General features: G+C 32.5%; 1 protein-coding gene and 1 pseudogene (1 of these 2 cut by a window edge). Both read right to left on the reverse strand.

The genetic code is table 11. The features are described 5' to 3' along the window. A protein-coding gene (locus tag WG67_RS01525; protein ID WP_070356796.1) for a Fic family protein crosses the window boundary here: on the reverse strand, positions 1-969 show its 5' portion. 114 nt of this gene lie to the left of the window's left edge; the window shows 969 of its 1,083 coding nt (coding positions 1-969); its start codon is at positions 967-969; the stop codon falls past the left edge of the window. 237 nt (positions 970-1,206) lie between these two features. Next, positions 1,207-1,699: pseudogene (locus tag WG67_RS08105) on the reverse strand (DNA primase); the annotation flags it as partial.

Raw genomic sequence — 1,699 nt, forward strand, 5'->3', positions numbered from 1 at the left:
TTCTATAGCATCTTTTCTACTAAATTCTTTATCTGCAAGGCTAAGTGCCCATTCCCAGAAGAACAATTGTTTTCTTGATAATAAATATTCAGTATTCTCCCTCTCAAGAATATAATGCGCCTCATTTGCTTGCGTTTTGAGTACATTAAGAAAAAATATTAACCACGGGGAAATATCTTCTTTGCCACTTTTCCAGCTACTTTGTGTTTTATTAAGCGCTAAATAGTAATCAAGTTTGTTAGTTTCAATTATCTTTTCATGTGATACAATAGATACAAAATCATAACCCTGCTGCAACAGCATTAAATTAGTCATCAATCTACTAGTTCTGCCATTCCCATCTTGAAAAGGGTGTATTGCCAGATACTCAAAAACAAAGTTAGCAATAATAATAAGAGGATGCTTAAATTTATTATTTAAGGACCAGTGATACCAATCAATAAGCTCTTGTACTTCCTTTCTAACAAGGTAAGGTGGTGTGGGATCAAAAATTATACCAACAACTTTTCCATTCTGATCTTTTGCCTCAACTCTATTAGAACTTGCTTTGTATTTTCCTCTATGATACAAATCTTTTTCACTATAAAGTAGCATCTGGTTGTTAATGTGCAATATTGATGACTCACTAATTGGAATATCCGTATAATCATGAAATATTAGTGTAAGCATTTCTAAGTAGCCAGCAATTTCTTGCTCATCTCTATTTTTAAATTTTTTGACACGTAGGTTTTTATATAGATCCTCAACTTCTTTATCGGTTAGACGATTTCCTTCAATACGGTTAGAAGCGCCAGAAGATGTAACAATAACTGAATGAGTTAATCTTTCAATTGTTTGTGGTAGTAGTTTTTTCGTTATCTGCCAGCTATTTTTAACACTATCAACTGCAGTAATTAACTCGTACACTTGCTCAATTACAGGCCCTTCTAGGTTGAGACGCGTACTAAGACGAAAATTCTTCCAGTTCATATTCTTCTCACATGCATATTATGTGAGATAATGTGAGATAATGTGATAAAAGTCAATAGTAAACTTTATATGCACAGCAGAGCTAACTACAAAAATTATACATTTTCAAGTGATCCTAACCATATCAAAAACTACAGGGCAAAGCTGTTAGAGGAAGGCTTAATTAGTTAAAAATTTCAATCTTATGTAAAATATTGTCTTATTTTGTAATTTTCTTGTTGACTAACGAGACGATATCTACTTTTCAATAAACTCCATTTGCATTTCTTGTATACTGCTTTCTATTTGCTTTATTTGTTCTATCAACCTTTCCTCTAAGTCAAGATTACCGCTCAGCCTCGCTTCGGTTCTTTCTTTTCGTAATGCATTTAACTCTTTTAGTAACACTATATTATTCCACACAATTTCTGCAGATTTTCTCTCGTTCAGTTGGCTATTTAGTACACTAGTTTTTTCAAATACATACTTTATAACGTTAAACTGTTTCAATTCTTGTAACAAAGCCTCTTTATCGAGGTTGCTTTTGTTACTTATTACATCAATTATACGCTGTTGTAATCTTTTCATCTCATTAGTAAATTCAAAATGAGAAAATTGCTCAAAAAATATAGGACGGTTCAAGATTTCAGGAAATTCTACGGCTATACGCAAAATTACGGCCTGATTTTGCTCTGCTTCAATTAGCTCTGGAGACTTGTTATGAAGATACTCACCTTTTGTTGCTCTAGTT

It is taken from the genome of Wolbachia endosymbiont of Drosophila incompta (assembly GCF_001758565.1).
Lineage (GTDB): Bacteria > Pseudomonadota > Alphaproteobacteria > Rickettsiales > Anaplasmataceae > Wolbachia > Wolbachia pipientis.